Genomic DNA, 25,588 nt, shown 5'->3' with positions numbered 1-25,588 from the left:
GGTGTTTTTGCTACGTAAATGGTTTAACGGGTTGGTTTGCGGGTGTTGGCTACCGTGTGTTTTTTTAGGGGCAAGCCGTCCTGCTTCCAGGCTGAAAGACCACCGGAAAGCACATGAACTTCTTCAAAATTGAGTTTTTTCAGGGTAGCTGCCGCTTTTTGTGCCGAACGGCCCATATTGCAAACCAGGATAACTGGCTTGCTCTTGGACAGGGAAGCGGTTTTTTCTTCAAGTTCGTCCATGGGAATATTACGCGCTTGGGGAATCGAGCCGTCTTTGTATTCTTCGGCCGGGCGGATGTCAATAAAAATGGCGGCTGATTTATTAGCCATTTGCACGGCTTCTTTGGTGCTGAGCATATTGGCTTGGCCACCAAAGCCCCCCTTACGAACCGAAGGAATGGCCAACAAGATGCCCGATACCAGGGCAAAAGCTAAAAAATAAATGGTATTTTGGTAAAAAAGAAAATCCACGTCTAATCCTGTAGGTGTGCTTTTTTCAAGCTTAATTCTCAGATTATAAAATAGCTGGACAAATAGAGATAAGACTTCGCTAAAATAATGGAAAATTGTTTGGGTATTGAATTGTTTATTTCTTAATTTAGTGGAAAAGAGCTCATAGTATGTACAAAATCGTATTAATGCGTCATGGTGAAAGCCAGTGGAATCTTGAGAACCGTTTTACCGGCTGGACCGATGTTGACCTGACCGATCTGGGTCGTCAGCAGGCATGGCAGGCGGGTGAATTGCTGAAGCAAGAAGGGTTTTCATTTGATGTGGCTTATGCTTCCGTTTTGAAGCGGGCCATTCGTACTTTGTGGATTGCGCTAGATGCCATGGATGCCATGCATACGCCCATTCATCTTAACTGGCGCCTGAACGAGCGCCATTATGGCAACCTGCAAGGCCTGAATAAAGCCGAAACCGCTGCAAAGTATGGTGATGAGCAGGTGTTGGTATGGCGCCGTGCTTATGCGATCGCACCTAACCCTCTTGACCTGGACGACGAGCGCCATCCCCGTTTTGATAGCCGCTATGCACGCATTCCCGCCGATCAATTACCAGCTACCGAATGCCTGAAAGACACCGTTGCCCGGGTCTTGCCTGTCTGGAATGAGTCCATTGCGCCTGCGATCAAATCGGGCAAGAATGTGCTGATTGCTGCACATGGCAACAGCCTGCGTGCATTAATCAAGCATCTCGACAGCATTTCCGATGATGATATCGTTAATTTGAATATTCCAACCGGACAGCCGCTGGTTTATGAGCTGGATGAAAACCTCAAGCCTATCCGCCATTACTACCTGGGTGACCAGGAAGCGATTGCTGCCGCGGTAGCTGCCGTGGCTGCCCAAGGTAAAGCCCAAAAGGACTAATGTGAACAGGTGGGTGATTTGCATTTCCCTGTTTGCACTGTTCAGTGCCGGGCCGGTTACGGCCCAGCCTGCGGCTGCCTTAAGCGAACAGCAAAAAACGGCTGAAAAGCAGAAAGCCCATTTGCAAAACCAGATAGAAGAAATCCATAAAAAAATCAAAGAGCAGGAAGAGGATAGAAAAGACGTCACCGATGAATTGCGGAAATCCGAAACGGAAATTTCTAAAATAAATGCACGGCTTGATGCGTTGCAGGCGCAAGCAGGGCAGGCCAAAAAGGAATTGGGCGCGTTGCGAAAACAGCAGGACCGCCAGCAAAAAATCATGGAGCTGCGCCGCGATGAGCTGGCCGAGCAATTGCGGATGCAATATACCAGCGGTCTGTCTCCGTGGGCCGCATTGCTGTCAGGTGAAGATGCCCAGAAAATTGGTCGCGATCTGACTTATCTGGGTTATGTTTCCAAAGCACGGGTCGAACTGGTGCAGAAATTGCAAACTGAAATTGCCCGTCTTGATGAATTGAAGCAACAAACGGCGGAACGCCAGAAAACGATCGACCGGTTGGCCGAGCAAACCCGGGTTGGCAAGAACGAGCTTGAGTCCGAGCAAAAAAAACATGCTGTGGTATTGAAAAAAATTGAAAAAGACCTGGCAAGCAGGCGCTCACAGGCTACTAAGCTGGCGCAAGATGAAAAACGGCTTAACAGCCTGATTGACGATATTCAGAAAAACATTTCAAAGCAACTGGAAGAGGCCCGTCAAGCAAGGCTTGCCCAGCAGAAAGCCGAAGAGGAAAAACGCCAGGCAGCCTTGCGTCAGAAAGAGCAGGAAGCGGCCCAGGCCAGGGAGCAGGCAGCCAGGGCATCCATTGTGGCTAAACAGGCAGAACAGCAAACCGAACTGGCTTACGTGGTGTTGCAAAGCGCGGTAGTAAACCAAGAGCAGCAAACCCGGGCCCTGGCCCAGGCACAACAGCAGGTTTCGCAGGCTCAGGATGAGTCCCAACGGCAACAGGCACAGCAGCAAGTGCAAACGGCCCTGCAGCAAACCGAACAGGCTCGCGAGCAACTTGCACTGGCACGACAGCAGGCTGAAAATGCTGAAATTGAACGGGCGAAGGCACGGATTCAAAAAGAAAAAGAAGAACAGGCCGCCCTGCTGGCCCAAAAGGCCCGGGAAGATGAACGTCGGGCAGCGGCCAATGCCGACTCCGGTGCTACTGGTTTGCAAAAAGGCGCACCCTGGCCGGTACGTGGTGCCCTGCAGGGACGTTTTGGTACTACCCGGCCCGATACCGGTGGGGTTTGGCGGGGTATCCTGATTAGTGCTAACGAAGGCACGCCGGTGCGGGCGATTGCCGGCGGACAGCTGGTGTTTTCATCCTGGGTGCGCGGTTTTGGCAATCTGGTCATTATCGATCATGGCAATAACTATATGAGTGTGTATGGATATAATCAAAGCGTATCAGGAAGTGTGGGCGATAGCGTTCGTGCCGGACAAACCATAGCCCGTGTAGGGGCAACCGGTGGGCAGGTTGATCCTGCCTTATACTTTGAAATACGTAATGGTTCCACTCCGGTTGACCCATTAAGCTGGTTGTCAAGATAATATAGCCAGGACAGATAGCGCATACCACTGAAACTTTATTCGATTGCAGGCAGGAGTGTTTTGTGATAAGTAGAAAACAATTGGTCAGTTACATGGTGGCGGCAGGATTGCTGCTTACAGCTGCCATGCCAGCATGGGCGCAAAAGGTATCGCATGAGCTTCCCTATGAAGATCTGCAGCGTTTTGCCCGGGTCTTTGCTGCTGTCAAAAATAATTATGTCGAGCCGGTCTCAAATCAGGCGCTGATTGCATCCGCGATTAAAGGGATGGTTAGCGATCTTGATCCGCATTCTTCTTTTTTGGATGAGGACGAGTTTGAGGAAATGAAAGAATCCACTGATGGCGAGTTTGGTGGGCTGGGGATTGAGATTGGTGCCGAACAAGGCTTGGTTAAAATTATCGCGCCGATTGAAGATACACCGGCAGCCAAGGCCGGTATCATGCCTGGCGACCTGATTGTAAAAATCAATGGTGAAAGTACCGAAGGCAAACCCCTGAGCGATGTCATCAAGCAATTGCGTGGTGAGCCGGGCAGTGAAATTGTCTTGACTGTTAAGCGATCTTCCTCGGCAGAGCCGCTGGATATTAAAATTGTCCGGGACATTATCCAGGTGCGCAGTGTGCGCAGTAAACGCCTGCCCGATGACATTGGTTATGTACGTATTTCGCAGTTTCAGGAACGTACCGGGGCAGATCTTGCCCAGCAGTTGACTGACTTGGGCAAAAACAAGCCCCTGAAAGGCCTGGTGCTGGATTTGCGTAATGATCCTGGTGGTTTGCTGAATGCGGCCATCGGCGTTTCGGCTGCTTTTATCGAACCCAATAAACTGGTGGTTTCAACCAAGGCTCGCGAGCAGGAAATGCAGCGTTATCTGGCAGTTTCTTCCGAATATGCACCCGATGGATCTGACTATCTGAAAAACTTGCCTGACTGGACGCGCAAGGTGCCTTTGGTGGTGCTTATTAATGTGGGCTCGGCCTCGGCCTCTGAAATTGTGGCGGGTGCCCTGCAGGATTACAAGCGTGCCACTATTATGGGTAACCGCAGTTTTGGCAAGGGTTCGGTGCAGGTGGTCATGCCATTGGATGACAATACCGGCATCAAATTAACGACTGCCCGTTATTACACGCCGCTTGGGCGCTCCATTCAGGCAACCGGCATTGAGCCGGATATCATTGTTTCCGATACCGCAACCGGCGACTTGTTCAGTTTCCCCCGGGAAGCTGATTTAAATGATCACTTGAATAATGAGCAGGCCCCCAAAACAGATGCGCAGGGCAATATTAATCCTGAAAAAATGAGTGAAATGCTCAAGGAACCCGAAGAAATGTTTGAGTTCGGTTCCGAAGATGATTTCCAGCTGCAACAGGCTATTAACCATTTAACCGGTAAAAAGGTTGATCAGGGGGTTATCACCAAAGAAAAGCCCAAGGGCCTGACCAAGGAAGAAATGGAAGCGGTCAACCCTAGCACTGAATCGACAACAACCGATGCAGGCAAGTTGCCAAACAGTAAAGGTGACGGTGTTGCAGGTGACAAGGGCGCTGAAAAGCAGAAAAAATAATGGATGATTCCCAGCTATTACGTTATGCCCGGCACCTGATGCTGGATGAGATTGGCTTTGAAGGTCAGCAGAAAATCATGTCATCACGGGTGTTGGTGGTGGGGGTTGGCGGGCTGGGTTCTCCGGCCGCCGCTTATCTGGCGGCAGCAGGTGTTGGCCAACTGGTGCTAGTTGATGATGATCAGGTCGATCTAAGCAATTTGCAGCGGCAAATTCTGCATACGACCGAGCGGATAGGCCAGCCCAAGGTCGAATCAGCCAGGCAAGCTTTGCAGGCCTTGAATCCCGATACGGTCATTGAGTGCCATGCCCGGCGACTGGATGGGCCAGGCTTGATGGCACTGGTCAACGATGCCGATGTGGTGCTTGACTGTACCGATAACTTCCTTACCCGTCATCATATCAACCGTGCGTGTGTGGTGCATAAAAAACCGCTGGTATCGGGGGCGGCGATCCGTTTTGACGGGCAGATAGCGGTGTATGACCTGCGGCATGAAAATGCGACTTGTTATGCCTGCCTGTTTGAGCCCTCTGATAACCTGGGTCCTGATAACTGCGCGACGCTGGGCGTTTTTGCGCCGTTGGTCGGGATTATCGGCAGCATGCAGGCTGCCGAAGCCCTTAAGTTACTGGTGGGCATGCCCGCCGGACTTGACGGGCGTTTATTGCAACTGGATGCGCGCACCATGCAGTGGCATGCGATGCAGGTGCAGAAAAACCCGCAGTGCCCGGTTTGTGGTTCAGCACACCCCTGATGTTTTTTGCATTGGTTCAATCACACACTCGTTAAGCACGGGCGGATTCAAGGCAACGGTAAAGCTTCTTAATTCATCGCGCCTGAATACATGGATAAGGATGCTTTGTCCTGGTTGGTAGCGTTTGAGCAGCATATCCAGATTGCCGGTATCCACCTTGATGCCATCAATCGCCACCAGGGTATCGCCAGCACTCAGCCCGGCTTTATGGGCGGCGCCATTTTCAAGCACGCTGCCGATCTGGCAGGCATTGTCGGCCACTTTGGTGCGAACATCCAGTGATGGCGTGTTGCTGCTATTTTTCCAGCTTAACGTCATATTCTGGGTGGCCAGTAATTCCTTCAGGGGAATATCTTCCGTGCCGTGGGCGAAGCGGGCAATGTAGTCGCTGGCATCAACGCCGGTTGCATTATTGATGATTGATGCCAGTTCATCTTCTTTCAGTCCATCGGCGGGTTTGTTGAAAAAGTCGCGACCGTAGCGTTGCCATAGCAGTTGCATGACATCATCAAGGGATTTTTCATTATGGGTGGCATTGCGGATAGTCAGGTCCAGGCCCAGAGCAACCAGTGAACCTTTGCTGTAGTAGCTCACGATGGCATTGGGGGCATTTTCATCCTGCTTGTAAAATTTGGTCCAGGCATCAAAAGAGCTTTGTGCCACGCTTTGTTTGAAGCGTCCTGGAAGGCCATGGACATTGGCAATGGTTTTGCCCAACAGGCCCAGGTATTGTTCCTGCGTGATAAGGCCGGCCCTTAACAGGGTCAGGTCGTCATAATAAGAAGTGAAGCCTTCAAATACCCAAAGCAGGCAGGTGTGGTTTTCAGTATTAAGATTGTAGGGGGCAAATGCTTTAGGCTTAATGCGTTTTACATTCCAGGTATGAAAATATTCATGACTGACCAGGCCCAGGAAATTTCGGTATTGTTCACTTTGCTCGGGGTTGCCAAGGGTTGGCAAGTCGTTGCGTGATGCCATCAGGGCCGTTGATGAGCGATGCTCAAGGCCGCCGTAATCCTTGCCGGTCACCATGGTCATGAAGACATAGCGGTCGGAAGAGTCCAGGAAAGGGGCTTTGTGCGTTTCGGGTTCGAAAAACTTGATTTGGTATTCGCAGATGCGGGCAGTGTCTGCGGCAATGCGTGCCAGGTCCAGATTGGGGATCTGGCCGGTAAAAACCATTTCATGCGCGGCACCACAAGCCTTGAATGTCACTACTTGAGGCGTGCCCATTTCAACCGGGTGGTCGATCAGTGCATCATAGTTGGGGGCGGAATACATGCCGAAGCCGTGACGTGTAGCGCCATTGGGGTGTTTTTTTGCTTCGGGCAGGCTGGTATAGACTTTCCAGTTCCGGATGTTTTTTGGGGGCCTGAGATCCAGCAGGCAAGGCTGTTCTTCCTGCTCATGGATTTGCAGGAATACGCTGGTGCCATTGAAAAAACCATGCGTTTCATCCAGGTGTGCGCTGCGTACCGATAAATCCCAAGCATAAACAGTATAGGTAATATGCAAGGGTTCCTGGCAGGCCTGGATTTGCCAATGGTGGTTGTCTGTTTTTTCAATCAGCAGTTTCTTGGTGCCGCAACGAGCCTCGATGGTTTCTATATTGCGGGCAAAATCCCTGATCAGGTAACTACCCGGAATCCAGGCGGGCAAGGATACTTTTTGGCCTTCGGGGTTGGGGACGGGAATGCTTATCTCTACAAGGAAGCGGTGGCCGGCAGGATCATGCGGGGTAATGGTATAAATAATTTCGTTCATCAGGATTTTATGTGTTTGTATATATTCAGACAAAGTAACTATAACAAACTCGCTACAATACCTCAGGAAAAACAGTTCATCGACAACTTACAGGAGGGTAGTATGTCAGAGCAGTTGGTATTGACGAAGATTGATGGCGGTGTTGGTGTATTAACCTTGAACCGTCCTAAAGTACTTAATGCACTTAGCAACGAAGTCATGGAAGCGCTAGGCGAAGCTTTGCTGGCGCTGGAGAACAATGATCAGGTGGGTGCTATTGTGCTGACTGGCAATGAAAAGGCCTTTGCAGCCGGTGCCGATATTTCAGCCATGAAAGACTGGTCATACATGGACGTGTATAAAAGCAATTATATTGGCGGTCCATGGGAAACCATGAAAAATGCCATTCGCAAGCCCGTGATAGCGGCTGTTTCTGGCTATGCGCTGGGTGGTGGTTGTGAGTTGGCCATGATGTGTGATTTTATTATCGCTGCCGATAACGCAAAATTCGGCCAGCCCGAAATCAAGTTGGGGACCATTCCCGGCCTGGGGGGTACACAACGGCTGACGAGGGCTATCGGCAAATCAAAAGCCATGGATCTGGTCCTGACTGGTAGAATGATGGACGCTAAAGAAGCGGAAAGTGCCGGCTTGGTGGCCCGTATTCTGCCCCTTGAAAACTTCCTTGAGGAAGTGGTTAAGGTGGCGCAAGGTATTGCCGAACTGTCAACGCCTGTTGTGATGATGGCCAAACAATGCGTGAATGCGGCACTGGAAACGACACTTGAGCAGGGCTTGCAATATGAGCGGCGTGTATTTCATGCAACATTTGCAACCCAGGATCAAAAAGAGGGTATGAGTGCATTTGTAGAAAAGCGCCAGGCAAATTTCAGGAATATGTAATGAAACTTGCTGTCAGGTTTGCTTATGCTGTAAAAAATAAGTTATACTCTCAAGGCTTGACATATTACGAAACCTTGTTATGACCATCTTACATAATAAGTACACGTACTTGGGTAGCTCTGAAGACACCGTACTTAAGCTTAGTAAAGCTGAAAAAGCCAGGCTCAATGCAAGCTCTGCCAAAGGACTTGTAAATATTGTCTTGGCGCAGTTTGTTTTACTCGCGGTAGTGGTGCTCTTGTGCTGGCTGGTCTCTGGTTTGCCGGCAGCATTGTCGGCGTTAGCCGGCGGCATGGCTTACCTGGTACCAACAGCATTTTTTGTGCTGCATATGTTGTTTAAGCTTTATAGCGGTTCAAATGCAAGCGTGCTTACGTTTTTCTGGGGAGAAGCATTCAAGCTCGGAGGTACTGTAGCCTTGCTTGCATTAATAGTTAAATTATCCGGAGCCTTGCTGGTCTGGCCAGCGTTGCTGATCGGCCTGGTTGCGGTATTAAAGGGTTATGTATTGTTATTGGCTTTTAAAAAGCTTTAGTAACAATCATTGGGAAAGAGTGTAATGCAGCCTCATTGGCTGCCAAATCGTGGAGTACGAATCAAATGGCTGCACCTGCAGATGTCTCGCCTCAGTCATATTATGTTCAGCATCACCTTGTCCATTTCAATAACGTCGGAGAAGGACAGGCCAACATTGTAGACTTCGGTGTTATCAACTATGACTCCATCTTCTGGTCTGTTGCAATGGGTTTGCTGGTCGTTGGTTTCCTGTGGAAAGCCGCACGTCATGCTACCTCCGGTGTTCCCGGTCGTTTCCAGGCTGGTGTTGAAATGGTTGTTGACATGGTCAATGATCAGGCAAAAAGTATTATTCACAATTCTGAATCACGCAAGTATGTTGCGCCATTGGCGTTAACCATATTTTTGTGGATCACGCTCATGAACGTACTCGACTTGGTACCCGTTGATCTGTTGCCTTCCCTGTTTGGCTGGCTTGGTCTTGCTGGTCATGGTGAGGCGCATGGTCCACTGTACTATCATCGTATTCTTCCTACTGCTGACTTGAACGTGCCAATGGGCATGTCTCTGGGTGTTTTGCTGCTGTCTATTTACTACGGCTTCAAAATCAAGAATCCCGGTGGTTTCATCAAAGATCTGTTCACAGCTCCTTTCCATTCAAGTGGTATTGGCGCAATTGTTCTGGCCCCTGCCAACTTCGCATTAAACGTTATCGAGTATGCTGCCAAAACAGTGTCTCTGGCAATGCGGTTGTTTGGTAATATGTTTGCCGGTGAACTCGTATTTATGTTGATCGCCCTGTTGGGCGGTGCATGGACAGGATTCAATGCAATGAGCATTGGGTTGGGAGTTGGCCATGTTCTGGCTGGTTCCGTCTGGGCAATTTTCCATATTATGATTATTTTGCTCCAGGCATTCATTTTCATGATGCTGACACTGGTTTATATCGGTCAGGCACATGAAGGGCACTAAGATTTAACGTCCTGGCTTTAAGTAAAAATCCGGGATGTTTTTTCTTGCAAATTGCATCATTTAATTTTTAATTGGGCTGTTTGCTTTATTTTTTAGTAGTTTTTTTTCCATCTTTAAATTTGTTTTAGGTTCATAACCACAAGGAGTTGTCATGACCACAGCAGCTTTCGTTGCTCTTGCTTGCGCGTTTATCATCGGTTTGGGTGCTATCGGTGCATGTATCGGTATCGCTATCATGGGCGGTAAATATCTTGAGGCATCTGCTCGTCAACCAGAATTGATGAATGCACTGCAAACAAAAATGTTCTTGTTGGCTGGTCTTATCGATGCTGCGTTCCTGATCGGTGTTGGTATCGCTATGTTGTTCGCGTTTGCTAGCCCATTCGGCGCTTAATACAGTAAACGTCTATACCATCTGTTGATGGGGTGTGAACTGGATGGAGATGCGGGCCTTATGATTTATCAATAAGGCCTGCATATGACAGAGTTCAATAAATTTCGGGTTTTGCAATTTCGCAAAGCCTTAACATAGTAGAAGGGAAACGACCGTGAATTTAAACGCGACGCTCTTTTTCCAGACGCTCGTTTTCTTTGTATTGGCATGGTTCACAATGCGGTTTGTGTGGCCTCCTCTTACAAAGGCTATCGATGAACGTCGTCAGAAAATTGCCGATGGTTTAGCTGCTGCCGACAAAGGCAAGGCAGATCTGGCTCAGGCCCAGGCTCGTATCAGCCTGATCGAAGCATCTGCAAAATCAGAGAATCACGCTAAATTGGCAGAGGCGGAAAAACAGGCAGCACTTATTGTAGAAGCTGCTCGTGGTGAAGCCGAGTCTGAACGCGCCCGTATTTTGGCTCAGGCCAAACAGGATGCCGAGCTCGAAGTAGAACGTGCTCGTCAGGGACTGCGTGAAGAAGTGGCCGCTTTGGCTGTTAAAGGTGCAGAGAAGATTCTTCAGCGTGAAGTAAATGAAAAAACGCATGCTGAGTTGTTGAATCAACTTAAAGCACAGCTTTAATTCGGGATTATCATGGCTGAATTATCAACAATTGCCCGCCCATATGCAGAAGCCTTGTTTGCCGCTGCCAAAGATGATCAAGCCGGCTTGGCTGCATGGTCAGAGGCTGTTAGTGAATTGGCACAAATTTCAAGTGTATCGGATGTGCGTGAAGCAATGTCCGATCCCAGATTAAGCAAAGATCAACGTAAAAAGCTGTTCTCAGGGCTGGTCAAGTCTGCACTTTCCAAAGGAATGCAGAACTTTATCGATCTGCTTGTGGACAACGATCGATTATTGCTATTGCCCGAGATCGCAGCGCAATTTGAAGAACTGAAAAATCGCCATGAGGGTTCTGCCAGTGCAGAAATCACAAGTGCTTTTGAATTAAGCGATGCGCAAATTCAGGAATTGCTTACTGGTCTCGAGAAAAAATTTGGCTGCAAGTTAAAGCCGGTTGTTACTGTCGATAAGTCACTTATTGGCGGTGTCCGAGTCACAGTGGGTGATCAGGTATTAGATACTTCCGTGCAAGCCCAGTTGGCTCGCTTGCGCGATACATTGGTCGCTGCATAAGCGCCAGAATAACAGGATTTCAGGAGTCTGAATATGCAACTCAATCCGTCAGAAATCAGCGAATTGCTTAAGAGCCGTATCGAAGGCTTGGGTACTTCTGCTGATGTTCGCACACAAGGTACGGTCGTTTCCGTAACCGACGGTATCACACGTATCCACGGTTTATCCGATGTGATGCAAGGCGAAATGCTTGAATTTCCAAACAACGTTTTTGGTCTCGCTCTCAACCTTGAGCGTGATTCAGTTGGTGCGGTTATTTTAGGTGATTATACAGGTGTGTCCGAAGGTGACCCTGTTAAAACAACCGGTCGCATTCTTGAAGTGCCCGTTGGTCCCGAATTGCGTGGTCGCGTTGTAAATACACTGGGTCAGCCCATCGATGGCAAAGGCCCGATCAATGCCAAAGAAACCGATATTATCGAAAAAGTGGCGCCAGGCGTTATTGCCCGTCAATCTGTTTCCCAGCCATTGCAAACCGGTATCAAGGCGATTGACGCCATGGTACCCGTTGGTCGTGGTCAGCGTGAGCTGATTATTGGTGACCGTCAAACTGGTAAAACCGCTGTTGCTATTGATGCCATCATCAACCAGAAAGGCAAAAACGTTACTTGCGTTTATGTGGCTGTTGGTCAAAAAGCATCCACTATCAATAACGTTGTTCGCAAGCTCGAAGAGCACGGCGCACTGGAATACACAATCGTTGTGGCTGCCGCTGCTTCTGATTCTGCCGCCATGCAGTACCTGGCTCCTTATGCCGGTTGTACCATGGGTGAATATTTCCGCGATCGTGGCGAAGATGCCCTGATCGTTTATGATGACCTGACCAAACAGGCATGGGCATACCGTCAGGTATCCTTGCTGTTGCGTCGTCCACCAGGCCGTGAAGCTTATCCCGGTGACGTTTTCTATCTGCATTCCCGCTTGCTCGAACGTGCGGCCCGTGTGAATGCCGACTATGTTGAAAAATTCACAAAAGGCGAAGTAAAAGGCAAAACAGGTTCCCTGACTGCTCTGCCTATCATTGAAACACAGGCAGGTGACGTTTCCGCTTTCGTTCCAACCAACGTAATTTCCATTACCGACGGTCAGATCTTCCTGGAAACAGACTTGTTTAACGCGGGTATCCGTCCTGCGATTAACGCGGGTATTTCCGTGTCTCGCGTGGGTGGTGCAGCCCAGACCAAAGTAGTCAAAAAACTGTCTGGCGGTATTCGTACCGACCTGGCCCAGTATCGTGAATTGGCTGCTTTCGCCCAGTTTGCATCTGACCTTGACGAAGCCACTCGCCGTCAACTGGAGCGTGGTAAACGCGTGGTTGAGTTGTTGAAACAGCCTCAGTACCAGCCTTTGCAGGTATGGGAACAAGCCGTGTCTCTGTTTGCCGTGAATAATGGCTACCTTGATGACATCGATGTCAGCCAGGTTCTGTCATTTGAAAAAGGTTTGAAAGATGAGTTGAAACACAAGCATACTGCTTTGGTTGATCGCATCGAAGAAACCAAAGAGCTTTCTAAAGATGACGAAGCCACTTTGAAAGAAGCGGTTCTGTCATTCAAGAAGAACGGTACTTACTAAGACCTGGTAGGGTGCACGATCATGATCCTGCACCCTTGTTTTGCAAAACCGTCTAACAGGAAGGCTTATGGCTGGAATTAAGGAAATCCGTACTCAGATCAAGAGTGTGCAAAACACTCGCAAGATCACAAAAGCAATGGAAATGGTCGCTGCTTCCAAAATGCGCAAGGCGCAGGAAAGAATGCGTGCAGGCCGTCCCTATGCTACCAAAGTACGTGAAATTGCTACGCACATGATGCAGACACATCCTGAGTACTCTCATCCTTATCTGGAAGAGCGTAAAGACCTCAAGGCTGTCGGCATTGTAGTGATAAGTACAGATAAAGGTCTGTGTGGGGGCTTGAATACCAACATACAGCGTCTTGTCTTGTCACGTCTTAAAGAATTTGATGCCCAGGGCATTAAGGTTCAGGCTACTGCGATTGGTAACAAGGGCCTGGGCTTTTTGACTCGAATCGGTACAAACCTGGTTTCTCAGGAAGTGCAGTTGGGTGACACCCCAAGTCTCGAGCGTCTGATTGGTGCACTGAAAGTGCAGTTTGATGCTTATATGGATGGCACGATTGATGCTTTGTATGTTGCCACGAACGTTTTCGTCAACACCATGAAGCAGGAACCTTCGTTTATTCGTTTATTGCCGTTGCCTGATGGTCTTGCTGATCCTTTCCAGACTTCCCAGGAAGAAGAGTCTCAGCTTCCCAAGGCATCATATAAGTGGGATTACATTTTCGAACCCGATGCAAAGTCAGTCATTGATGACCTGTTGCATCGCTATGTAGAGTCCGTAGTCTACCAGGCAGTAGCAGAAAATATGGCGTCTGAGCAGTCAGCCCGAATGGTGGCTATGAAAGCTGCGTCAGATAATGCGAAAAAAGTGATTGGTGATTTGCAACTGGTTTATAACAAAACCCGTCAGGCAGCAATTACTAAAGAAATTTCAGAAATCGTGGGGGGAGCTGCAGCCGTTTAAGCCAAGGGCTTGCTGGCTGTCAGTTTCTTTCAATCGTTATTAAGTAAGGAATCGACATGAGTAACGGTACCATCGTTCAGTGCATCGGCGCCGTCGTGGATATACAGTTCCCACGCGACAACATGCCAAAAATTTACGAAGCGCTTGTTTTAGCAGATGATGCAGGCGGTTTCGCTGAAAAAGGGCTTACCCTTGAAGTTCAGCAGCAACTGGGTGACGGCGTTGTCCGTACTATTGCCATGGGTTCAAGTGACGGTCTTCGCCGCGGCATGCAAGTGATTAGAACCAATGCAAATATTTCCGTACCTGTTGGTCAGGGTACGCTGGGCCGCATCATGGACGTTTTGGGACGTCCAATCGATGAAGCAGGTCCGATCGAACATGAAGAAAAACGTGGTATTCACCAGCCCGCTCCAAAGTTTGACGAATTGTCTCCATCAGTAGAGCTGCTGGAAACAGGTATTAAGGTTATTGACCTGGTTTGTCCGTTTGCCAAAGGCGGTAAAGTGGGTCTGTTCGGTGGTGCCGGTGTAGGTAAAACCGTTAACATGATGGAACTTATCAACAACATCGCCAAACAGCACTCCGGTTTGTCTGTTTTCGCTGGTGTGGGTGAGCGTACCCGTGAAGGTAATGACTTCTACCACGAAATGGAAGAGTCTAATGTTCTGGACAAGGTTGCCATGGTTTTCGGTCAGATGAACGAACCCCCAGGAAACCGTCTGCGTGTTGCGCTGACCGGCCTGACAATGGCTGAGAAATTCCGTGACGAAGGCCGTGATATCCTGTTCTTCGTTGATAACATCTACCGTTACACGCTGGCCGGTACCGAAGTATCCGCGCTGCTGGGACGTATGCCTTCAGCGGTGGGTTATCAGCCTACACTGGCTGAGGAAATGGGTGTTTTGCAAGAGCGTATTACCTCTACCAAAACAGGTTCCATTACATCGATCCAGGCCGTTTACGTTCCTGCCGATGACTTGACCGACCCTTCTCCTGCAACGACCTTCCAGCACTTGGACTCTACCGTTGTGTTGTCTCGTGACATCGCTTCACTGGGTATTTACCCTGCGGTTGACCCACTGGATTCCACCAGTCGTCAGCTGGACCCACAAGTTGTTGGTACCGAGCATTACGAAGTGGCCCGTGCTGTTCAGCAAACCCTGCAGCGTTATAAAGAGTTGCGTGATATTATCGCGATTCTGGGTATGGACGAGTTGTCTCCTGAAGATAAACAGGCCGTTGCACGTGCCCGTAAAATTCAGCGCTTCCTGTCCCAGCCTTTCCACGTTGCTGAAGTGTTTACCGGTTCTCCTGGTAAATATGTTCCATTGTCAGAAACCATCCGTGGTTTTAAAATGATCGTGGAAGGTGAATGCGATGCGTTGCCCGAACAGGCGTTCTATATGGTTGGTTCAATCGACGAAGCGTTTGAAAAAGCCAAAACCTTATAATTAAGGAATAGCGATGGCTACTATACATGTTGATGTGGTAAGTGCGGAAGAATCGATTTTTGCCGGTGAGGCCAAATTCGTTGCTTTGCCTGGTGAAGCGGGTGAACTGGGTATTCTTCCAGGCCACACACCACTGATCTCTCGTATCCGTCCCGGAACAGTGAAAATTGTTCGTGAAGACGGAGGCGAAGAGCTGGTATTTGTGGCTGGCGGCATCATTGAAGTTCAGCCGTATGGCGTTACGGTATTGTCTGACACAGCTATTCGTGCTGCAGATCTTGATGAAGCGAAAGCGGTCAAGGCACGCGAACAGGCTGAAGAAGCGTTGCGTAATGCACGAGACAAGGCAGAGATTGCTGTGGTCGAAGCCGAGTTGGCCATGTTGGCCGCTCAGGTTAGCGCCGCTCGTCGTCTGACTCAAATGAAAAATCGCCATTAAGCGACAAAAGAAGTACGAAAATAGCGCCCTTTGGGCGCTATTTTTTTGTATTTTTAAAACCCGGTTTTGTTTGGCGCCATTACGTTTTTCTGGTGATTGCTGCCCTGCCGGGCATTCATACCCGGCAGGGTGGAAAAACAAGGTTTATTTCAGGGCTGCGGCACGAATTTGGTCAATGGTTGCCGAAGGGGTGATCGCCTGTGGATCAACCAGACAATGCAAAATGGCCGGTTTTCCGCTTGCCACTGCCCGTTCAAAGGCAGGGCCAAATTCTTCATTGCTTTCCACTCTTTCTCCGTGGCCGCCAAACGCGAAGGCATAGGCGGCAAAATCGGGATTTTGCAAATGAGTGGCACTGATCCGCCCTGGGTAATGTTTTTCCTGGTGCATGCGGATGGTGCCATACATGCCGTTGTCAAAAATCAGCACAATGATATTCAGGCCGTATTGAACGGCGGTGGCAAATTCCTGGCCGTGCATCATGAAGCAGCCATCACCGGCAAAGCAGACAACCGGCGTGTCGGGCAACAGGCGTTTTGCACCCACAGCCGCAGGCAGGCCATAACCCATCGAGCCCGAGGTGGGGGCCAGCTGGGTACCGAATTGAGTAAACCGGTGGAAACGGTGCAGCCAGGTAGCATAATTGCCGGCTCCATTGGTCATAATCGTATCTGGAGTCAGCCGGCTCGCCAGGTATTGCATGATATGTGGCATTTGCAGTTTGCCAGGCACGCTGACGGTTGCTGGGTCACTCCAGCTCAGGTATTCGTTATGGGCCTGCTTGACCAGTTCCTCTCGGCCAGTGGCCGGCTTGATGCTTAATTCGTCCAGTGCACGGGTGAGTTCTGTCGGGCTGGCGTTAATGGCCAGTTGTGCCTGATAAACCCGGTTCAGTTCCTGGCTGTCGGGGTGAACATGGATCAGCTTTTGTTTGGGTACCGGAATGGACAGCGCCGTATAGCTTTGTGAAGGCACTTCGGACATGCGACCACCGACCAGCAGAACGGTATCGGCTTGCTCAAAACGTTTCAGTAATTTGGGATTAATGCCCAAACCAATATCACCCGCAAAACAGGGGTGGTTGGCGGGAAAGAGCATTTGTCGTCTGAATTGGACAGCTACTGGCAGTTGGTTTTTTTCCGCAAAACGGGCAAAAGCATTCACGCTTTCTTCGCTCCAGCGGCTGCCGCCCAGAATGGCAATCGGGTTTTTGGCTTCAGCCAACAGTTTTTCAAGTGAATCCAGTTGGGATTGGGTGGGTGCAGACTCAACCGCTTCCACGCGGGGAGCATCAACCACGTCACGCAGTTGCACAAGCATGTCTTCGGGCAGGGCAATGACGACCGGGCCGGGCCGGCCGGAGGTGGCGATATGAAAAGCCCGCGAAATCAGTTCTGGAATTCGGCTGGCATCATCAATTTCGGTGGTCCATTTGGTTTGGGTGCCGAAAACGGCGCGGTAATCCACTTCCTGGAAGGCATCTCGTTCACGCATGCCGGTTTCAATCTGGCCAACAAAAACGATTAAAGGGGTTGAGTCCTGTTTGGCTATATGGATGCCGGCAAATGCATTGCTTGCACCGGGACCACGTGTTACCATGCAAATGCCTGGACGTCCGGTTAGTTTTCCATAGGCATCGGCCATCATGGCAGCGCCTCCCTCTTGCCGACAGACGGTAACTTGGATATCAGTATCGTGCAGTGCATCAAGTACGGCAAGATAGCTTTCACCCGGCACACAAAAAACGTGATCCACGCCTTGTGCCATAAGTTGATCTACAAGAATTTGTCCACCACTGCGAGTTTTGATATTGTTTTCCATGAGTATTCTATAATATTAGGGTTTGTACTAGGTGTGGCCAGAATAGAAAGTTATCTTGCTTCTTCAGAAAATATTCTGGTTGCCGAAACATTATATTAAAGGAAATTTTATATGAAAGGGCGTTCTCTATTTCGCGTAGCTGCGCTTGCAATGAGTCTGGGCCTTGGTTTTATGAGCATGACATCTCCAGCCAAAGCGCAAACCAACTATCCTGACCATGCCGCAAAGATCGTGGTTGGTTTTAGTCCTGGCGGTACCACCGATGTGTTGGCACGTATTGTGGCCAAAGGCCTGACAGAAGAGTTTGGTGAAACCTTTGTGGTTGAAAACAAAGCGGGTGCTGGCAGTAATATCGCTACAGACATCGTTGCGCGCGCCAAACCCGATGGTTATACATTGCTGATGATGGCAATTACCACTACCATTAACCAAACCCTGTATAACAACATCAAGTTTAATGTTGAAAAGGATTTTGCACCTGTTGCATTGGTAGCCAAAGTTCCTAACGTGCTGGTTGCCAATAAAAACATGCCTTATAACTCTGTCAAAGAATTGGTCGAGTTTGCAAAATCCAAACCTGAAGAAGTAGTCTATGGCTCTTCTGGTTCTGGTACCTCCATGCACTTGTCTGGCGAGCTTTTCAAGCAACAGGCTGGCGTTCAGATGTTGCACATTCCCTATAAAGGTAGTGGCCCGGCGATGACAGCCCTGTTGGGTGGTGAAGTTCATGTCATGTTCGACAACATGCCATCTTCTGCCCCGCATATTAAGGCAGGTTCACTGAAGCCATTTGCTATTACTTCAGCAAATCGTTCTCCGACCTTCCCGGATGTACCAACCTTGCAGGAACTGGGTTACCCTAATTTCACGGTTGACTCCTGGTTTGGTATTGTTGCACCCGCTGGTACACCCAAAGAAATTGTGGACAAACTTAACGTGACCATCGAAAAAATCCTGTCCAAGCCAGAAGTGGTTGAGCAACTGGATGGATTGGGTGCAGTGGTTGAGAAAAACACACCAGAACAGTTTGGTGCATTCATTTCAGCTGAAACCAAAAGCTGGGGTGATGTTATCCGCAAAGGCGGCATTAGCGTAGATTAATCCTACACCCAGTGGCTTGCCATTATTGGTTCTTCCTTTACTGGCAAGTCACTAACAGTCAGTCTTTGCCAAAGACGTAAAAAAAGCTAATAGACCAAAAATCTATTAGCTTTTTTTGTTACTTCTCAATCCAGGACTTTATCCCTCTTGTGGGGATCTTACATGGGGTTTATACAAAAGCAGAGAATGCTTTTTACTGGTCTGGTTTACCAGCTGAAACCACCTGTGTTGTGATCTTTACGATCAGCCTGGTCAATTGCTTTTTCTGTGTCTTTGAACATTTCCAGAAAAACACCGAATGCGGTGGCAACGGAGGAAGTAACTGCTTTAAACATTTTTACCAGATTGACAGGCCGCTCTTCGCTGATAGCCTGTGAAATAAGTTCGCGCTCAAGGTTGTCGCTAAGGGTGATGCTGGAATTCATTGCGGTTTTCATGTTTCGTCTCTCTTGAATTGAGTATTATGTAAGTAGATTCCATTATAGGGTTTTCCCTAGGTCAATGCAAGGCAAACTAGACTTTATTTTAATAATTAATTGAAAATTAAGGGTTTTTCAAAAAAAACCACAATTCATGCAGTTTTAGTATTGTGGGAAACAACAATTGTTACAAAACATTATTAATTGTTATTATGGGCGCAATCAAGGACAGTAAAAATGGAGACAAAAATGCGAGAATGTTTGGATTGCGGGGTTTTGATGGTGCCTACATTTGAAAAAAGAATACAGGCATTCATTGATAAGGCAAATTCAAATACCCGGAAACTGAACTTGTATCCTGTTAACCTCATTGAAGATGATTGTTCTGGCAACATGTCTCTTGTTCAGGCGAAGCAACAGGATGCTTATCCAGATCCTTCCGTTTTATCAAGCCTGTCGCAAAGGCTACAACGTTTTGACGTGATTTTGCTCCCGGTATCACAAGACTCGTTGGTATGGACCAGAATGCTGCTTCAGCAAACCCCGGTATCCTTGTTGCGTCCAGTGGTTGCGCTAAGCAAAGAAATTCATCCTGTGGCCATGTATGACCTGCTTTGCCTCGGTGCGACCGATTTTTCCTTTGAGCCAGACCAGATAGAAGCATTAAGAATTCGCTTGCTCATGATATTGCGCAATGAACAGGGTAGGCAATTACTGAATCAAACAGGCACGCCTGTGCTGCAAGATAAAGCTCGTGAAGGGCATGGAATGTCCAAGTTTGCAAAGCCTGTGTTCAACAGCAATGCTTGCTGCAGGGACCTGGCCAGTCAGGCCAATTCGTATAAAGAAGCCAAGTCCAAGGTTGTCACGCATTTTGAAAAAACGTATGTTTCAAATGCCTTGTTCAAGTGTGGTGGTAATATTGCCATGGCGGCCAGAATGTCCAGCAAGCATCGTCGGGCGTTCTGGGCCCTTATGCAGAAACACGATATCAGTGCGGATCAATTCAAAGATATCCTCTAGTCCGTAACTGGCGCCCTGTAAGTGCCTGAATCAGTTAAAATCTTGGATTCATCATTAAAAGGGATTGCTGTGGTTGCCGCTACATTACAAAACGATACTTTCCTTCGCGCCTTGCAACGTCAGCCGGTTTCTTATACACCGGTTTGGCTCATGAGGCAGGCAGGCCGTTATCTGGCTGAATATAAACAAACCAGAAATACAGCAGGCTCGTTTCTTGGGCTGGCCAAGAACCCGGATTTTGCGACAGAAGTCACCATTCAGCCTCTTGACCGTTTTCCGCTAGATGCGGCCATTCTTTTTTCAGATATCCTGATGATTCCCGATGCCATGGGGTTGGGACTTGATTTTGTTAACGGAGAAGGTCCGCGTTTTGCCCGTCCTTTACGCACCGAAGACGACATCAAGAAACTGGCAGTGCCAGACATGAACGAATTGCGTTACGTGTTTGATGCGGTCGCCCAAATCAGGAGCAGCCTTAATGGTCGTGCTCCGCTAATCGGGTTTGCCGGCAGTCCCTGGACAGTAGGGTGCTATATGGTAGAAGGCCAAAGCTCTGCCGATTACCGTACCATTAAAACCATGCTGTATACCCAGCCAGCGCTTTTGCACCGGATCCTGGATATTACTGCCCAAACCACCTGCCAGTACCTGAACGAGCAAATCAAGGCGGGTGCCCAAGCCGTGATGATTTTTGACAGCTGGGGCGGTGCCTTGGCCGACGGGTTGTACCAGCAGTTTTCATTAGCCTACATGAAGCAGGTTTGCGATGGCTTGCTGCGTGAATACAATGGCCAGAAAGTCCCGGTTATTGTCTTTACCAAAGGCGGCGGCTTGTGGCTTGAAGATATCGTGACATCCGGTTGTGATGCCATTGGCCTGGACTGGACAGTCAATCTTGGCAAGGCACGTAGCCGTGTCAACGATGCTGTGGCCTTGCAGGGCAACCTTGACCCCATGAGCCTGTTTGGCTCTGAAGAGTCGGTACGTCAGGAAGTACGCCGGGTCATTGATGATTTTGGTCCGGTAGGCAAGGGTGGGCACGTATTTAACCTGGGACACGGCATTTCCCAGTTTACCAATCCTGAAAGGGTCGCGGCCCTGGTGGATGAAGTACATACTTATAGCCGTAAAATGCATGGTTAACTGAAGTTGTGCACAGTTTTAATAAAGGGTAATATTTGCCCTTTATTAAAACAAAACCCAGGAAGTTATTCCAACTCATTGATTTAAAATAACAAATATAATTTGTTAAAGTGTTTTGTGAAGAGCATGTGGTTTTTGTCAGCTTTTCAACAGATTATCAATATACTTTTCCCCAAAGTTATCCACAGCCTGTTGCCTGGGTAGTCCATCAGAGAGATTCAATATCAAAGGGTGGTGATTGAAGTTATCCTAATCGTATATCAGGCAATTTTTTCAGGAATCAGGGTTTGAAACATACTCAATGGATTCGTGTTGCATTGGATGTTCCTTTGGCGGGTCCATTCGACTATCGTGTGCCAGAGTCCATGACGGCCATCCAGGGACAACGGGTGCTGGTGCCATTCGGCAGGCGGGAGTTGGTGGGCATTGTGCTGGAAACCATAGAAAGCCCCTCTTACCCTGAAGACCAGATCAAGGACATATTGATGGTGTTTGATGATTTGCCTGCCCTGCAGCAGGATTGGCTTGATTTCGGCCAGTTTGCCGCATCGTATTATCATCGTCCGGTTGGTGAGGTCCTGTTGCCTGCCATGCCTTCGTCGCTTCGAAAGCCCGGTGCTTATACCGGTAAGCTGTCCAAGGGGGGGCCGGTTGCCAGGCTTGACCGCCGCAAGAAAAACACCAAGATTCCCGAGTCCCCTGAAGACAGGATGCATGTGCTTAACCCTGAGCAGCAGGAAGCCGTGGATGCCGTGCTGGCCATCGAAGGGTTTAAAACCGTCCTGCTGCATGGCGTGACCGGTAGTGGCAAAACTGAAGTTTATTTGCATCTGGCACTTAATGCCCTGAACCAAGGCAGGCAGGTGCTGTTTCTGGTGCCTGAAATTAATCTTACGCCACAATTTGAGCAGGCCTTGCTGGCCCGCTTCCAGCAGGTGGTGGGTCTTGAGGGGATTGCAGTGTTGCATAGCGGCCTGGCGGATGGCGAGCGCCTCAAGGCCTGGGTCGCCATACAGCGTGGCCAGGCCAGGGTAGTGCTGGGAACCCGAATGGCTATTTTTGCTCCCTTGCAAGAAGCCGGCCTGATAATTGTTGATGAAGAGCATGATGCCTCTTACAAGCAACAAGAGGGATTACGTTATTCTGCACGGGATTTAGCCATATGGCGGGCGCATCAGCTGAAAATTCCTATTGTTTTGGGGTCTGCCACACCGTCATTGGAAAGCTGGCAGCATGCCAATTCTGGCCGGTATCTCAAACTGAGCTTGAAAAAACGCGCCAAAACCACTTGCATGCCTGTTATCAAGCTGGTTGACACTAAACAGATCAAGCTGGAGCAGGGGTTTGCACCGGTGGTCTTGCAATCCATCCGGGAGCGGCTGGAGCGGGGTGAACAATCCCTGGTGTTCATTAATCGGCGAGGCTATGCGCCTGTCATTCATTGCGCTTCATGCGGTTGGATGAGCCAGTGCCCACGTTGTTCGGTTTATACGGTCATGCATCGCATGCCCGGGCATGGCAATGTTTTACAATGTCATCATTGTGGTTATTACGGCAGGGTGCCTGTTAAGTGTCCCGATTGCGGAAATCAAGACCTGGAAATGTTGGGCAGGGGAACCCAGCGGGTGGAAGAGTTCTTGCAGGAAGCGTTTCCCGAGGCCTGTGTAGAACGGATTGATGCAGACAGTACCCGCTTGAAAGGCAGTGCCCGACAATTGTTTGACCGGGTCCATTCAGGGGAAATTGATATACTGGTAGGCACGCAAATGGTGGCCAAGGGACATGATTTTCGTAAACTTGGGCTGGTGTGTGTGCTGAATGCCGATGCCATGCTATTTTCTTCCGATTTCAGGGCCCCCGAGAAACTCTTTGCCCAGCTTGCCCAGGTATCTGGCAGGGCGGGCAGGCATGTGGCCGGTGGAGAAGTACTGATTCAAACCGCTTATCCCGAACAGGCGGTTTATCAGGCCCTGATACAACATGATTACGATGCTTTTGCCAATGCCAGCCTTGAAGAGCGTAAAATTACCAGTTTGCCGCCTTTTTCGCATCAGGTGCTGATTAGCGCCCAGGCTAAAACCGTGAATGAAGCCATGCAGTTTTTACAGGAAGTCAAGCAACTGCTAAAGGCAGAGCCACAACTGGCCGGTTTTCAGTCAGCCATTAATATGTATGACCCTGTTCCGTTGCGGATTGTCCGGGTAGCGCACGTAGAGCGTGCCCAGTTGTTGGTGGAATCGGCATCACGCCCTGTTTTACAGGCATTTCTTGGACAGTGGCTGCCACTGGTGCAGGAAATTGCCAAGCGTCACCGTATTCGTTACTTTACCGAAGTGGATCCCCTTGAAATATGAGCACAACAAATCTTGATGGCTTGAACGCCTCCCAGCGCGAAGCCGTCCTGTACCTGGATGGGCCCTGTCTGGTATTGGCCGGTGCGGGCAGTGGCAAGACGCGTGTGATTACCCAGAAAATTGCCTATCTGATCAATATTTGTGGCTATGATGCCAAGGGCGTGGTAGCGCTGACGTTTACCAACAAGGCCGCCAGGGAAATGGCAGAGCGGATTAAAGCGCTGGTTGACCGCAAGCTTATGAAAGGGTTGATTATCAGTACTTTTCATTCGCTAGGCGTACGTTTTTTGCGGGAAGAAGCCGCTCATGCCGGCCTGAAGCCACAGTTTTCCATCCTTGATGCCAATGATACCTACGGGATTGTGCAGGAAATGCTGTCCACGACTGACAAGGGGCGTATTCGCATGGTGCAGCAAAAAATTTCACTCTGGAAAAATGATCTGGTTACACCCGATATGGCAGAAAAAATCGCGCAAACCCCGGATGAACAGGATGCTGCCTTGGTGTACCGCAGTTATGATGCTACCCTCAAGGCATACCAGTCGGTGGATTTTGATGACCTGGTTCGCCTCCCTGCCCAATTGATGATGAATAATGCCGAGGTGCGCGAGCGCTGGCAAAAACGCGTGAAATACCTGCTGGTGGATGAGTATCAGGATACCAACGTCTGCCAGTATGAATGGGTAAAGCAATTAACCGGATTCCGGAATATGTTTACCGCTGTGGGCGATGATGACCAGGCCATTTATGCCTGGCGTGGTGCCACCATAGAGAACCTGGCCAAGCTGACCAAAGACTATAAAAACCTGAAGCTGATCAAGCTGGAACAGAACTATCGCTCGGTGGAAACCGTGCTTACCGCCGCTAACGAGGTCATCTCTAAAAATCCCAATCTGTTTGGCAAAAAACTGTGGTCAAACCTGGGCAGGGGAGAGCCGATTCAGGTTATTTCAATGGACAACGAAGAGGCTGAAGCCGAGTCGGTGGGCATGCGTATATCGGCTTCCCGCTTTGAGCGCAATGCTCAATGGAAAGATTATGCCGTTCTTTACCGGGGTAACCATCAGGCCAGGATTATTGAGCAAACGTTCAGGCAATTGCGTATTCCTTATACCATTTCGGGCGGGCAAAGTTTTTTTGATAAGGCCGAGGTGCGGGATGTGCTGTCTTATTTAAGGTTGATTGCCAATGAGGAGGATGACCCGGCTTTTATCAGGGCGGTGACGACACCCAAACGGGGGGTTGGCCAAGCGACCCTGACGGCATTGGGTGAGCATGCGGCAGAAAAAAAGTGTTCCCTGTTTGAGGCGGTCTTTGATGAAGGCCTGGAAGGTAAAATTGCCACCCGGCAGCTAGAGCCCATGCGGGTGTTTGCCAAATTCATCCAGAACATTCAGTGGCGTGCCAGCAAGGGTAAGGCTGATCCTGCCCAGGCCGTGCAACCGGCATCGGCCGAGGTGCTGCTGGATGAGATACTGAAATACATGAATTACGAGCATTACCTATACGAAACCCAGGAAGAGCGGGCGGCGGAAAACCGTTGGCTGAATGTGCTGGAACTGGTTGACTGGCTTAAACGCAAGTCACGCGATGATGGTCTTAACCTGATGCAGCTGGTGCAGCATATTGCCCTTATCACCATGCTGGAGCGTAGCGAAGATGATGAGGAGCCGGATGCCGTCAAGCTGACTACCATCCATGCTTCCAAGGGGCTGGAGTATCCGTATGTGCATATGGTGGGAGTAGAGGAAGGCCTGTTGCCTCATTTGGGCAAGGATGATGAATATGGCGATGCCAATAAAGACGCCGAGGCGCTGGATGTGCGTATTCAGGAAGAGCGTAGGCTGATGTATGTAGGTATCACCCGGGCACAATTTCACCTGACCCTGTCCTGGTGTAAAAAACGCCGTCGGGCGCGTGAGGACCTGATTCGTGAGCCTTCACGTTTTATCAGTGAAATGGGGCTGGAAAGTGGCCGACAGCTTTTGCAGGATCCATACCAAGGCATGAGTCCGAAGGAAAGGCTGGTTAAATTAAAGGAAATGCTACAGAAAAAAAACGGCACTGCAGAAGGGTAAGCACTGGTCACTGCCAGTGTTGGCAATGCAGGTACTCAATTTTTTGGCTTAATTGCACGGCAACGCGATCATTTATGTTCATCAAGTGAATCACGAGAAACCAAAAAGGCCTGAAGATGTTCTTGGCTTTTCTGGTTAATATTGTCGCAAAGTAAAAAATTGGCAAATTCAGTGCCAAAAATAGTTTTCACAGTATTAAATA

General features: G+C 49.2%; 23 protein-coding genes. 19 read left to right on the top strand and 4 right to left on the bottom strand.

Annotation, left to right across the window (positions count from 1 at the left end):
• Positions 1 to 23 precede the first annotated feature (23 nt).
• The gene (locus ACM5Q9_RS08350) at positions 24 to 473 is read right to left on the bottom strand and encodes a rhodanese-like domain-containing protein (RefSeq protein ID WP_418144267.1); all 450 of its coding nucleotides are present in this window, start codon (positions 471 to 473) and stop codon (positions 24 to 26) included.
• 149 nt (positions 474 to 622) lie between these two features.
• Between ACM5Q9_RS08350 and gpmA the strand changes: the two genes are divergently transcribed.
• From gpmA to ACM5Q9_RS08330, 4 genes are all read left to right on the top strand, one after another.
• A complete protein-coding gene (gene gpmA, locus ACM5Q9_RS08345; protein WP_418144266.1) occupies positions 623 to 1,375 on the top strand; it encodes a 2,3-diphosphoglycerate-dependent phosphoglycerate mutase in 753 nt (250 codons plus the stop codon).
• Position 1,376: 1 nt separating this feature from the next.
• Positions 1,377 to 2,981 (top strand): peptidoglycan DD-metalloendopeptidase family protein, encoded by a 1,605-nt coding sequence (locus tag ACM5Q9_RS08340; protein ID WP_418144265.1) that lies wholly within the window; start codon positions 1,377 to 1,379, stop codon positions 2,979 to 2,981.
• Between the two features lie 62 nt (positions 2,982 to 3,043).
• Entirely contained in the window at positions 3,044 to 4,546 is a 1,503-nt protein-coding gene (locus tag ACM5Q9_RS08335) for a S41 family peptidase (RefSeq protein ID WP_418144264.1), read from the top strand.
• The gene (locus ACM5Q9_RS08330; RefSeq protein WP_418144263.1) at positions 4,546 to 5,301 is read left to right on the top strand and encodes a HesA/MoeB/ThiF family protein; all 756 of its coding nucleotides are present in this window, start codon (positions 4,546 to 4,548) and stop codon (positions 5,299 to 5,301) included. The genes ACM5Q9_RS08335 and ACM5Q9_RS08330 overlap by 1 nt, the downstream gene beginning before the upstream one ends.
• Here ACM5Q9_RS08330 and ACM5Q9_RS08325 read toward each other — a convergent pair.
• A complete protein-coding gene (locus ACM5Q9_RS08325; protein ID WP_418144362.1) occupies positions 5,287 to 7,071 on the bottom strand; it encodes a M61 family metallopeptidase in 1,785 nt (594 codons plus the stop codon). The genes ACM5Q9_RS08330 and ACM5Q9_RS08325 overlap by 15 nt on opposite strands.
• 96 nt (positions 7,072 to 7,167) lie before the next feature.
• Between ACM5Q9_RS08325 and ACM5Q9_RS08320 the strand changes: the two genes are divergently transcribed.
• From ACM5Q9_RS08320 to ACM5Q9_RS08275, 10 genes are all read left to right on the top strand, one after another.
• Positions 7,168 to 7,947, top strand: coding sequence for an enoyl-CoA hydratase (locus tag ACM5Q9_RS08320; RefSeq protein ID WP_418144262.1), 780 nt, complete (start codon positions 7,168 to 7,170; stop codon positions 7,945 to 7,947).
• A 79-nt stretch (positions 7,948 to 8,026) separates the two neighbouring features.
• Positions 8,027 to 8,482 (top strand): ATP synthase subunit I, encoded by a 456-nt coding sequence (locus ACM5Q9_RS08315; RefSeq protein ID WP_418144261.1) that lies wholly within the window; start codon positions 8,027 to 8,029, stop codon positions 8,480 to 8,482.
• A 65-nt stretch (positions 8,483 to 8,547) separates the two neighbouring features.
• Positions 8,548 to 9,435 (top strand): F0F1 ATP synthase subunit A, encoded by an 888-nt coding sequence (gene atpB / locus ACM5Q9_RS08310; RefSeq protein WP_418144260.1) that lies wholly within the window; start codon positions 8,548 to 8,550, stop codon positions 9,433 to 9,435.
• 151 nt (positions 9,436 to 9,586) lie between these two features.
• Complete coding sequence (gene atpE, locus ACM5Q9_RS08305) at positions 9,587 to 9,829, top strand: F0F1 ATP synthase subunit C (RefSeq protein WP_169293495.1); 243 nt, start codon at positions 9,587 to 9,589, stop codon at positions 9,827 to 9,829.
• A 154-nt stretch (positions 9,830 to 9,983) separates the two neighbouring features.
• A complete protein-coding gene (locus ACM5Q9_RS08300; protein ID WP_169293496.1) occupies positions 9,984 to 10,454 on the top strand; it encodes a F0F1 ATP synthase subunit B in 471 nt (156 codons plus the stop codon).
• 12 nt (positions 10,455 to 10,466) lie between these two features.
• Entirely contained in the window at positions 10,467 to 11,009 is a 543-nt protein-coding gene (locus ACM5Q9_RS08295) for a F0F1 ATP synthase subunit delta (protein WP_169293497.1), read from the top strand.
• 33 nt (positions 11,010 to 11,042) lie between these two features.
• Positions 11,043 to 12,584 (top strand): F0F1 ATP synthase subunit alpha, encoded by a 1,542-nt coding sequence (gene atpA / locus ACM5Q9_RS08290; RefSeq protein WP_169293498.1) that lies wholly within the window; start codon positions 11,043 to 11,045, stop codon positions 12,582 to 12,584.
• 67 nt (positions 12,585 to 12,651) lie between these two features.
• Positions 12,652 to 13,554 (top strand): F0F1 ATP synthase subunit gamma, encoded by a 903-nt coding sequence (gene atpG, locus ACM5Q9_RS08285; protein ID WP_169293499.1) that lies wholly within the window; start codon positions 12,652 to 12,654, stop codon positions 13,552 to 13,554.
• A 56-nt stretch (positions 13,555 to 13,610) separates the two neighbouring features.
• Complete coding sequence (gene atpD, locus ACM5Q9_RS08280; RefSeq protein WP_418144259.1) at positions 13,611 to 15,008, top strand: F0F1 ATP synthase subunit beta; 1,398 nt, start codon at positions 13,611 to 13,613, stop codon at positions 15,006 to 15,008.
• 13 nt (positions 15,009 to 15,021) lie between these two features.
• Entirely contained in the window at positions 15,022 to 15,447 is a 426-nt protein-coding gene (locus tag ACM5Q9_RS08275) for a F0F1 ATP synthase subunit epsilon (protein ID WP_169293501.1), read from the top strand.
• A gap of 144 nt (positions 15,448 to 15,591) precedes the next feature.
• On the opposite strand, the gene ACM5Q9_RS08270 is transcribed toward ACM5Q9_RS08275, so the two are convergent.
• On the bottom strand, positions 15,592 to 17,268 hold the full coding sequence (locus ACM5Q9_RS08270) for a thiamine pyrophosphate-binding protein (RefSeq protein ID WP_418144258.1): 1,677 nt from the start codon (positions 17,266 to 17,268) through the stop codon (positions 15,592 to 15,594).
• 111 nt (positions 17,269 to 17,379) lie between these two features.
• On the opposite strand from ACM5Q9_RS08270, the gene ACM5Q9_RS08265 reads away from it, so the two are divergent.
• Positions 17,380 to 18,369, top strand: a complete 990-nt coding sequence (locus tag ACM5Q9_RS08265) for a Bug family tripartite tricarboxylate transporter substrate binding protein (RefSeq protein WP_418144257.1) — start codon at positions 17,380 to 17,382, stop codon at positions 18,367 to 18,369.
• A gap of 206 nt (positions 18,370 to 18,575) precedes the next feature.
• Here ACM5Q9_RS08265 and ACM5Q9_RS08260 read toward each other — a convergent pair whose 3' ends face one another.
• Positions 18,576 to 18,806, bottom strand: a complete 231-nt coding sequence (locus ACM5Q9_RS08260) for a hypothetical protein (RefSeq protein ID WP_418144256.1) — start codon at positions 18,804 to 18,806, stop codon at positions 18,576 to 18,578.
• A 231-nt stretch (positions 18,807 to 19,037) separates the two neighbouring features.
• On the opposite strand from ACM5Q9_RS08260, the gene ACM5Q9_RS08255 reads away from it, so the two are divergent.
• The 4 genes from ACM5Q9_RS08255 (at position 19,038) to ACM5Q9_RS08240 (ending at position 25,386) form a co-directional block, all read left to right on the top strand.
• On the top strand, positions 19,038 to 19,811 hold the full coding sequence (locus ACM5Q9_RS08255) for a hypothetical protein (protein WP_418144255.1): 774 nt from the start codon (positions 19,038 to 19,040) through the stop codon (positions 19,809 to 19,811).
• A gap of 69 nt (positions 19,812 to 19,880) precedes the next feature.
• Positions 19,881 to 20,954: a uroporphyrinogen decarboxylase gene (hemE, locus tag ACM5Q9_RS08250; RefSeq protein WP_418144361.1), complete on the top strand. Its 1,074-nt coding sequence runs from the start codon at positions 19,881 to 19,883 to the stop codon at positions 20,952 to 20,954.
• A gap of 287 nt (positions 20,955 to 21,241) precedes the next feature.
• Positions 21,242 to 23,308, top strand: a complete 2,067-nt coding sequence (locus ACM5Q9_RS08245) for a primosomal protein N' (RefSeq protein WP_418144254.1) — start codon at positions 21,242 to 21,244, stop codon at positions 23,306 to 23,308.
• Positions 23,305 to 25,386 carry a UvrD-helicase domain-containing protein gene (locus ACM5Q9_RS08240; protein WP_418144253.1) on the top strand — a complete coding sequence of 694 codons (2,082 nt, stop codon included), beginning with the start codon at positions 23,305 to 23,307 and terminating at the stop codon, positions 25,384 to 25,386. Before ACM5Q9_RS08245 ends, ACM5Q9_RS08240 begins: the two co-directional genes overlap by 4 nt.
• Positions 25,387 to 25,588 lie beyond the last annotated feature (202 nt).

It is taken from the genome of Advenella sp. RU8, assembly GCF_048381675.1.
In the GTDB taxonomy this organism is placed as follows: Bacteria; Pseudomonadota; Gammaproteobacteria; order Burkholderiales; family Burkholderiaceae_B; genus Advenella.
This window is presented reverse-complemented; position numbering and strand designations above follow the sequence as displayed.

Coding starts and splice junctions, on each gene's coding strand:
- gpmA (WP_418144266.1), top strand. CDS start 623: ATGTACAAAATCGTATTAATGCGTCATGGTGAAAGCCAGTGGAATCTT.
- ACM5Q9_RS08330 (WP_418144263.1), top strand. CDS start 4,546: ATGGATGATTCCCAGCTATTACGTTATGCCCGGCACCTGATGCTGGAT.
- ACM5Q9_RS08320 (WP_418144262.1), top strand. CDS start 7,168: ATGTCAGAGCAGTTGGTATTGACGAAGATTGATGGCGGTGTTGGTGTA.
- ACM5Q9_RS08315 (WP_418144261.1), top strand. CDS start 8,027: ATGACCATCTTACATAATAAGTACACGTACTTGGGTAGCTCTGAAGAC.
- atpB (WP_418144260.1), top strand. CDS start 8,548: ATGGCTGCACCTGCAGATGTCTCGCCTCAGTCATATTATGTTCAGCAT.
- atpE (WP_169293495.1), top strand. CDS start 9,587: ATGACCACAGCAGCTTTCGTTGCTCTTGCTTGCGCGTTTATCATCGGT.
- ACM5Q9_RS08295 (WP_169293497.1), top strand. CDS start 10,467: ATGGCTGAATTATCAACAATTGCCCGCCCATATGCAGAAGCCTTGTTT.
- atpA (WP_169293498.1), top strand. CDS start 11,043: ATGCAACTCAATCCGTCAGAAATCAGCGAATTGCTTAAGAGCCGTATC.
- atpG (WP_169293499.1), top strand. CDS start 12,652: ATGGCTGGAATTAAGGAAATCCGTACTCAGATCAAGAGTGTGCAAAAC.
- atpD (WP_418144259.1), top strand. CDS start 13,611: ATGAGTAACGGTACCATCGTTCAGTGCATCGGCGCCGTCGTGGATATA.
- ACM5Q9_RS08275 (WP_169293501.1), top strand. CDS start 15,022: ATGGCTACTATACATGTTGATGTGGTAAGTGCGGAAGAATCGATTTTT.
- ACM5Q9_RS08270 (WP_418144258.1), bottom strand. CDS start 17,268: ATGGAAAACAATATCAAAACTCGCAGTGGTGGACAAATTCTTGTAGAT.
- ACM5Q9_RS08265 (WP_418144257.1), top strand. CDS start 17,380: ATGAAAGGGCGTTCTCTATTTCGCGTAGCTGCGCTTGCAATGAGTCTG.
- ACM5Q9_RS08260 (WP_418144256.1), bottom strand. CDS start 18,806: ATGAAAACCGCAATGAATTCCAGCATCACCCTTAGCGACAACCTTGAG.
- ACM5Q9_RS08255 (WP_418144255.1), top strand. CDS start 19,038: ATGCGAGAATGTTTGGATTGCGGGGTTTTGATGGTGCCTACATTTGAA.
- ACM5Q9_RS08240 (WP_418144253.1), top strand. CDS start 23,305: ATGAGCACAACAAATCTTGATGGCTTGAACGCCTCCCAGCGCGAAGCC.